The organism is Spirosoma aerophilum, assembly GCF_054782495.1.
Genome location: NZ_BAAGSJ010000061.1, coordinates 1 through 7172 on the forward strand (window position 1 = coordinate 1; position 7172 = coordinate 7172).

9 protein-coding genes are annotated in these 7172 nt (G+C 43.4%); 2 read left to right on the forward strand and 7 right to left on the reverse strand.

The genetic code is table 11. The features are described 5' to 3' along the window. Window positions 1–221: 221 nt before the first annotated feature. The 5 genes from ACYVK4_RS33630 to ACYVK4_RS33650 form a co-directional block, all read right to left on the reverse strand. Window positions 222–482 (reverse strand): hypothetical protein, encoded by a 261-nt coding sequence (locus ACYVK4_RS33630; RefSeq protein ID WP_461131959.1) that lies wholly within the window; start codon window positions 480–482, stop codon window positions 222–224. A 9-nt stretch (window positions 483–491) separates the two neighbouring features. Further along, entirely contained in the window at window positions 492–1091 is a 600-nt protein-coding gene (locus tag ACYVK4_RS33635; RefSeq protein WP_461131960.1) for a hypothetical protein, read from the reverse strand. A gap of 303 nt (window positions 1092–1394) precedes the next feature. Next, complete coding sequence (locus ACYVK4_RS33640) at window positions 1395–2000, reverse strand: hypothetical protein (protein ID WP_461131961.1); 606 nt, start codon at window positions 1998–2000, stop codon at window positions 1395–1397. 1 nt (window position 2001) lies between these two features. Then, window positions 2002–2895, reverse strand: a complete 894-nt coding sequence (locus tag ACYVK4_RS33645) for a relaxase/mobilization nuclease domain-containing protein (protein ID WP_461131962.1) — start codon at window positions 2893–2895, stop codon at window positions 2002–2004. Further along, window positions 2892–3248 carry a plasmid mobilization protein gene (locus ACYVK4_RS33650; RefSeq protein ID WP_461131963.1) on the reverse strand — a complete coding sequence of 119 codons (357 nt, stop codon included), beginning with the start codon at window positions 3246–3248 and terminating at the stop codon, window positions 2892–2894. The genes ACYVK4_RS33645 and ACYVK4_RS33650 overlap by 4 nt, the downstream gene beginning before the upstream one ends. A 217-nt stretch (window positions 3249–3465) precedes the next feature. On the opposite strand from ACYVK4_RS33650, the gene ACYVK4_RS33655 reads away from it, so the two are divergent. Next, window positions 3466–3864: a response regulator gene (locus ACYVK4_RS33655; protein WP_461131964.1), complete on the forward strand. Its 399-nt coding sequence runs from the start codon at window positions 3466–3468 to the stop codon at window positions 3862–3864. Here the strand turns inward: ACYVK4_RS33655 and ACYVK4_RS33660 are convergent. Then, window positions 3861–4331, reverse strand: a complete 471-nt coding sequence (locus ACYVK4_RS33660) for a hypothetical protein (RefSeq protein WP_461131965.1) — start codon at window positions 4329–4331, stop codon at window positions 3861–3863. The two genes, ACYVK4_RS33655 and ACYVK4_RS33660, sit on opposite strands and share 4 nt — an antisense overlap. 498 nt (window positions 4332–4829) lie before the next feature. Here ACYVK4_RS33660 and ACYVK4_RS33665 point away from each other — a divergent pair, with 498 nt between their 5' ends. After that, window positions 4830–5495 (forward strand): hypothetical protein, encoded by a 666-nt coding sequence (locus ACYVK4_RS33665; RefSeq protein WP_461131966.1) that lies wholly within the window; start codon window positions 4830–4832, stop codon window positions 5493–5495. A 233-nt stretch (window positions 5496–5728) separates the two neighbouring features. Here the strand turns inward: ACYVK4_RS33665 and ACYVK4_RS33670 are convergent, their stop codons facing one another. Then, window positions 5729–6865, reverse strand: a complete 1137-nt coding sequence (locus ACYVK4_RS33670; protein WP_461131967.1) for a redoxin domain-containing protein — start codon at window positions 6863–6865, stop codon at window positions 5729–5731. Window positions 6866–7172 lie beyond the last annotated feature (307 nt).

Sequence of the window (7172 nt, forward strand, 5' to 3'; positions counted from 1 at the left end):
AAAAAAACCTATCACTTGAACACCCCGCGTAGCGGGTCCGCTTTCTCTTTGAGAGCTATAAAAAAGCCCTGATCTGGCTTGGAGCTATCAAGATCGGGGCGTTGTCAATTAGAGGCTTTGAGCTATCAATCCAATTGACTTGCGTACGGTTAGTACGTGCATTAGTCTATCCCTGGCCGGTTGCTCCTCAGCAGAGCCGGTTTCCGTTTCGACCAATATCGTTAGGGGAGCTTTTCCCGTAAATACTGCATAATGGCTTCTTGTCCCGTTTTTACGTCAGCAAAGCCTTTTTGAACGTAAGTAGTCAGATTCGCTAATCCACTAGCGGTGATCTCTCCAGTTGCTTTTACCTGCTCTAGCTCGGCTTTTGTACTAGTAGCTAATTCAATAAGTTGGCCTTGTCCTTCAATCAAACGGTCAACTTTTTGAAGGACATCCGCCATCAAGGGTTCTAACTGGTCAAGTCTGCGATCTGGTGTCATATTGTGAAGTTATTCATTCCCTTGAAAATCCGCTAATTGTTGCTTAACAGCTTCATTTTGGAAGAGTTGTAATTGGTTGGCAGCGTTTACTTCTTGATCTTTTTTCTTCTTTATATAAGTTCGTGCGAAAGTTACTCTATCACCATTAAACACAACCAGTGGATTAATGAAATACTTAAAATGGCTGTCGCTACGGGCTATAATACCGCATTCAACTAAGGTTGCTAACCCACTTAAAACGCTGTTTGGATGGGTGTACTTAGTGTATTCTAGGCACTTGTTCATCTCTAAAAAGAACTCGTCTTGCTTTGGCTTAAGTATAGTGATTATATAGCCAAACACACGAATCGCTGATTTAGATAACTCCCAAAAGGCTACGAACTGAGACAAATATAACTTGGCAAACTTCTCCTCTTCTACTTCAACAAACCTCATAAATGCAGAATAACCCTGTACATCTCCGTCGTTCGTGACTATCATCTGTATCTCATCCCTGTTTTTGGCACGGATTACTTGAGTTTTTTTCACGATTCTAATATCCTCAATTGCCTTCTCGACAAAAGGATTCTCCTTGAATTGGGGTTGCTCTTTTAGCTTATTGTACTTCATGTAGCTAAATTTTTTCTGTCACAAACATATATAAAAGCTAAATAAGAATTAGTACATAGCTAAATTATTTTTAGCTATTATATCATCAAAAGGCTAAATGACTTTTACCAAAGAGCTAATAAATCTTTAGCTTTTCCTATGATATATGGCTAAATCATCATTTAGCTACTAGCTAAATTTCATTTAGCTAGTAGCTAAATGACCCCCATTGATTATCAGTTAGTTAGGGCTGTTTGCTTCTTAGGTTCTTAAAACACATCAAAAACGCTCATTTTTCACCCTTTTAGTGATACTCAATACCACCTATTTTTTCTTCCCCTTTGTTGTTGATTTTCCTTCTAACTGATTTGCTTGTTGGGTCAACGATTTGGCTTGCTCAGCGGCTTCACGGGCCAGCTCTCGTTTTTCGTCAGCGGCTTCCTGCTCGACCACCCATTGAGTGAGCCCTGGCTCTTTAAATTTGGCTTCCATGAAATTGTAATAGTCCGGATCAGCCTGTTTGGTATAACGCACCCGCCAATTGTCATGAGCGTAGGCTTGGGCATAGTCTTCCCGCTCACTGCGCCAACTCAGAGCCAGCCAAGTCACACCCACCAGTAACACCACCATTAACCCAAAGGCGTACGCCCCATAGCGGACATACTGGCTCATGGTGTACTCGGGTCGCTGACGGATCTGCTGTTCTATCCGCTCCAGCCGGTTTAATACCGGGGTCAAGTCGATGGCGGGGGCCGGGGCTTGCGTTGGGGCTTTGCTCTGCAACTCCTGCACCGACTTGGCCAGCGCATGGATACTTTCCCGATAATCGGGGGGCGTTGCCGTGGGTAACTGGCCCACTTTCGTTTGAAGCGCTTTAACATCCTTGGTTAATCCTTCCAGTAGTTCACCTACTAATTCGCTCTGTTCCATCTCACATACCGCGGCCTAAGCCTCTTTTAGGGTGTTTTTCTTCGATTTGCGGGCCTTTCTTGAGTTTTTGCCCCTCTAGTCTGTCTTTTTCAGCAGCGGCCTCTAAAGCCTGTTTCTGACGTAAACGCGCCTGTTGCTCCAGCTGCTGTTGCAACCCGCCCAAACTCAGGCTTTGATGCAGTTTGGAGCCTTTGAAGGCTACTCTAACTTCTTCGCCTTGCTCAGTGTTGCTAACCTGTTCAAAGCTGATGCCGCGCGGCTGGCCCGCTTGATCCCGGTTGACGATCAGTTGAATGTTGTAGCGGGCTAAGTCCTGGCGCAGTTCCTGACTGGTCGTCGAACGGCTCACACTCTCCCGGACCTGATCCCGCATCAGGATCCGCTCCCGGTCACGCTCGGGTACTCGCTCCAGGCTCTGGCGTTTGGCCTGTTCCAACATCGGGGTTAAGCCGTGTCTTTGCTCAATCTCGCGTAAAAGGGTCTCTGATCGGCTGTAGTTGTGGCTGTCGCTGACAGTATGACCCGTATCACTCACCCGATTGGCCACGATATGAAAGTGGGAATGCTCCGTATCCCGGTGACGAATCACCACGTACTGACTTTGGTCAAGACCCATCCCTTTCAGGTAATCGCTGGCCACCGTTTTCATTAACTCCGGCTGGGCCTGCAAGCGGGCCTCGTCTTGGGGGCTGAAGCTAATGGCCGTGTGCCACACGCTCCGGCTTAGATCGGGGTTCAAACTGGCCTGCCGCATGAAGTCAGCCACCATCGAACGGGCATCATACTCCCGCACACCCTGACTCATCAGAATTTCGCCTTTTCCCTGTTCTACCTTTTGCAGGTTGTAGCCGCAGCAACCTTTGAAACTACGGCCAATGGTCGTTTTGGCAATCATGGTTCAACGGGTTTATCCAGTAGTTCGGCTAACTGCCGTAACAGCCGTTGGGCTTCGATGGCAATCGAGCGAATACCGTCGGCATTGGCTTTGTGGGCGATCTGGTTCAGGTTGTTCCCTAGCTTGGCCACTTGGTTCAGCGTAGCGTTTTCTTCGGGGGTTAGCCGTGCCTGGGCTTTGCCGGTGAGCACCATTTGCCGGCCATAGTCCGACAGATTCAGCCCTGCCTTATCAGCCCGTCGCTTAAGAGCCAGCTTTTCCAGCTTGGTCAAACAAACAGTGATTTGCTGGTCTCGCTTGGTGTCACTGGGGGGGCGGCCACCCCGTTTTTTCACCGGTTCAGTTGAGTTCATAAGCAAGCAGAGCGAGCGGTTTTTCACCCCCGACAGTCGGAGGGGGGACAGCCGTTTCGACCCCGACGAAAACCGACTGAAAGGAGGTTTTTTAGGGGTGAAACATGGCTGGCTACTCAATACGCAAATTACTAGATACACACGCTCCGCGCAACAAGGTAAGCGATCTTTTTGTTACTAACGGGATAATAATTTACAGATTGGTAGAGTGGGCAAAATGGTAGAAACTAAACAGGTGGTCATCATCGATGATGACGATGATGACTGTTCTTTTTTTCAATTAGGAATTGACCGGTGGAATCAAGCCATATCAGTCAATCGATTCACTTCAGGAGACGAGTTCATTCATTCCAAGCTGTGGCAAAAGGAACAAAATAAACTCAACCTAATTCTATTAGAATTGATTCTACCAGGCGAAGATGGTATGGATTGGCTTAGGCTTTTCTTAAAGCACGAGTGCTGTCAGAATACGCCCGTTGTCATGTATTCCTGCTTGAACATCGATCCTGATATGTGTATACAAGCGGGTGCTGCTGACTACATTAATAAACCTGGAAACTTAGAAGAACTTGATCAGGTAGTCAACAAAATATGCGTAAGCTGGCTACTGGTCTAAGTGTTAAATAGGCGTTGCCAAAAGGATTTTTTACCTTGTTCAGAGGTTGGCTTTACTTGGCTCTGGTTAGGCAAACTATCAACAGGTAAGGAGGGGGCAGGAAGCAACTTGAGTTCACGGTTCTCCTCCCGTAGACTACTATTTTCAGCGCGTAGATAGGCTGTCTCGCTTTTCAGTAGTTCGATAATCTCATCTTTGGCCGATAAGAGAGCTGTATAGTCTTGTATAGGCTCTTTGTCTAGGCTTGTAGAGTCATTGTATACCCTTGTATAGGCTGGATTTTGAGCTGATTTTACAGGGGGGTAGATATCGAACAGGTAATTGGCTTGGATCGTGTACATACCGCCCTGTTTGCCCTTTTTCATCTTAATAAAGGGCTTACTGGATGGCTTCTTACAAAGTCGTCGTATAGTTGCTTCATTCAACCCGGTGGCTTCTGAGGCTTCTTTTAAAGTTAGATAGCTCATGTACTATTGTATAGGCTTGTATAGACTTTGTATAGTCATTGTATAGCCTACAAATCAAGCCAATGCAGTAGGGAATTACAAGAGTAGCTTTACATAATCAAGATTATACAACACAAAATCGCCTATAAGAAGATATGTCATCAGTCCGACGGATTCAGCAAGAAGTACAAGAAAGTAGACGACGACAAGACGACTTTTGGCGAACTCGTATCCCTAAGGTGTTAGCTAGTCGTCTAATTATTCGGCCTGATGATACCAGTTATTTTGACCAGGTAGGAGTTTACTCCTCCACGCTCTGGCGGCGGCGATTTGGTGAAGGCATTAGTGAGGAAATCCTGCTAAAGGATTATCCTGGTCTAACCCGAGAGGATCTAAAAGTATGTTTTGAATTCGAGACTCTTAGAATATTTGAGTTATTGTAAAAGCCCCTACTTTACATAATCACACTTATACAACAGAAACTGTATGCTAAAATTGGTCATTCTACTACCCTTTTTGATGACGACATACAGTTATAGTTTCCCTGTGTTTGCAGAAGAATCATTACCTCGTTACCCAAAGAGAGAAGAGTTTGAAGATAGCCTAGCTATTCAGTACGTTGATCTTCATGGTAATCAATTACTTTTTTCTGAAGTACAGAAGTATATAAGAGAGCAAAGGGATAGTTCAAGCTTATTTAGAAGTGGCTATGGTTATGTGACCATTGGCGGAATCATACTAGACCATATAGGCCAACCCGTTTTGGCCGACTCGTTAGAAAACCACTTGAAGGACATTTCACTCAAGTTCAATATCGGACTAAGTAGTTTTTACCCACAACAAAATATGGGTAAGCCACTTTACTATTCATTTGTCGACGATAGATTAATCTTAATCTTTGAGCAAAATGCAAAGTGGATTCACCATAATACATTTTCAGTTTCTAGTATCATCAAGGTAAAAAAGCTAATTAAGCAAGCTCTTAAGCTATCTTTCGATTCTAATTTTGAATTTAAGGATACACTAGGAGACTCGTTTTTTCTTTCTGTAGAACGCAGGGAAAAGATGAGCCAGGAGGAAATTTTAGAGATGGGTTCTTATAGTTTACAAAAGCTTAAAACAGTCACCGTCTATTTTGATGGTTCAATTGACTATCAATACTTTCATATAGGGAAAGTACGCTAGATATGATTATTTTATTAATGGTATAGTGTATCAGACCTATCACATTATGAGTTATTTCGCATAACATAAGTCTAGTTATGCAACAGGTCTAGGAATAGTACTAACTCGCTGTGGGGCAGTAAGTTGTACTTTAGCTAGACCTGTTGCATAACTACCATTATGTTAAGAGATTTAACTTAGAAAATCGCTCTTTCATTAAGAAACGAAGATCTTCGTTTCTTAATGAAACACCCTTATTTATTAAAAATACCTACCAGCTTGCTCTTAAGTTTGTCACGTCTCAAATCTCGGCCAATAATTTTACCAGTGGAGTCTATCAAAAAATTAGTAGGTAAGCCAGCTACATCATAAATCAAAGCTCCTTTATTGAAGGCCCCTTTTAGGTCTGATAATTGAGGCCAAGGCAACTGATCCTGTTCAATCGCTCTTTTCCATCTTTCTCTATCTTCGTCAAGGGAAATTCCAACGATTTCTAGACCCTGAGCATGATATTGTTTATATAACTCTACCATCTGAGGATTTTCGGCCCGACAGGGTACACAGCCCGAACTCCAAAATTCCAATAGCGTATATTTCCCTTTGAAGGCTGAAAATTTTACCGTTCGACCGGCTAAATCAACTTGGGTAAAATCAGTAAACGTATCGCCTATTTGTATATCCTGGCTCAGTTGTAAATACTCCTGGATATGCTGACCTATGGTTGATTTTTGTAACTCACCTGATAAACCAGAGTAAAGGGTTTGAATAGTCGATTTTGGTAATTCTCTCGTTAGAGCAAACAAGCGAAGAAATTCAACTCCAACATAGGAGTTAGGATGTTGCTTTATAAATTTAACTTGAGTAGATCGAATAGCTTCATCGAGCTTGATGAAACCATTTTCGACTGCGGCCCGTGCCAAAGAATCTTTGTATTGTAATCGTCTTTTTACGGATGAAAGACTGTCCCTCTGATGCTGAATAGGTATTAGTAGCTCTTTATATTGCCTGCTCTCATTCTCCATCTTAGACCCTTTAATGATAGCCTGTTCAAGCTTTTTTAAGGTTCCCGTTAAATGTATAGTATCTCCATCAATCCAAAAGTAGCCTGTCGAATGATAATTTTGATAGACATACTTGGTCGAGACAGAGAATTGTTCGGGTTCTGTGAACTGACCCCGCAGCCAAAATTGGCCGTCTTGAACCAAAGCTGAATCAATGGCTTTAGCGGTGTTAAAATTGAACAGATACAGTATTGTACTGTCTGTTAAGCCTTCCACTTTGCCAATGATAACAAACTTATGTGCTTTGGTCACTTCACCTAGTTTCTGGCCATAGATAGTCAGACAGGTGAGCCAAAGTAGTGAAATACAAAAAGCAGATTTTAAGCTCATCTTACACGGACCAGAATAAGTGTTAGATAGTTTTAAAGCTGTTATATAAGTGCAATTATGTAAAGCTAAGCTATAAAGCGGTGTCTGCGACGCCTATATATTGATAGGTTTTTTCAGGCATAGGGCACCCCTAACTGTACTCTTTTTCTCCCCTTTTCAACCTCCTTTGCGTCAGCACTTGTACAGTTAGGGGTGCTTTATGCCTGAAAAAAACCTATCACTTGAACACCCCGCGTAGCGGGTCCGCTTTCTCTTTGAGAGCTATAAAAAAGCCCTGATCTGGCTTGGAGCTATCAAGATCGGGGCG

Excerpts from the sequence above, each read along its gene's own strand:
- ACYVK4_RS33630 (WP_461131959.1), bottom strand. The coding sequence starts at position 482 with ATGACACCAGATCGCAGACTTGACCAGTTAGAACCCTTGATGGCGGAT.
- ACYVK4_RS33635 (WP_461131960.1), bottom strand. The coding sequence starts at position 1,091 with ATGAAGTACAATAAGCTAAAAGAGCAACCCCAATTCAAGGAGAATCCT.
- ACYVK4_RS33640 (WP_461131961.1), bottom strand. The coding sequence starts at position 2,000 with ATGGAACAGAGCGAATTAGTAGGTGAACTACTGGAAGGATTAACCAAG.
- ACYVK4_RS33645 (WP_461131962.1), bottom strand. The coding sequence starts at position 2,895 with ATGATTGCCAAAACGACCATTGGCCGTAGTTTCAAAGGTTGCTGCGGC.
- ACYVK4_RS33650 (WP_461131963.1), bottom strand. The coding sequence starts at position 3,248 with ATGAACTCAACTGAACCGGTGAAAAAACGGGGTGGCCGCCCCCCCAGT.
- ACYVK4_RS33655 (WP_461131964.1), top strand. The coding sequence starts at position 3,466 with ATGGTAGAAACTAAACAGGTGGTCATCATCGATGATGACGATGATGAC.
- ACYVK4_RS33660 (WP_461131965.1), bottom strand. The coding sequence starts at position 4,331 with ATGAGCTATCTAACTTTAAAAGAAGCCTCAGAAGCCACCGGGTTGAAT.
- ACYVK4_RS33665 (WP_461131966.1), top strand. The coding sequence starts at position 4,830 with ATGACGACATACAGTTATAGTTTCCCTGTGTTTGCAGAAGAATCATTA.
- ACYVK4_RS33670 (WP_461131967.1), bottom strand. The coding sequence starts at position 6,865 with ATGAGCTTAAAATCTGCTTTTTGTATTTCACTACTTTGGCTCACCTGT.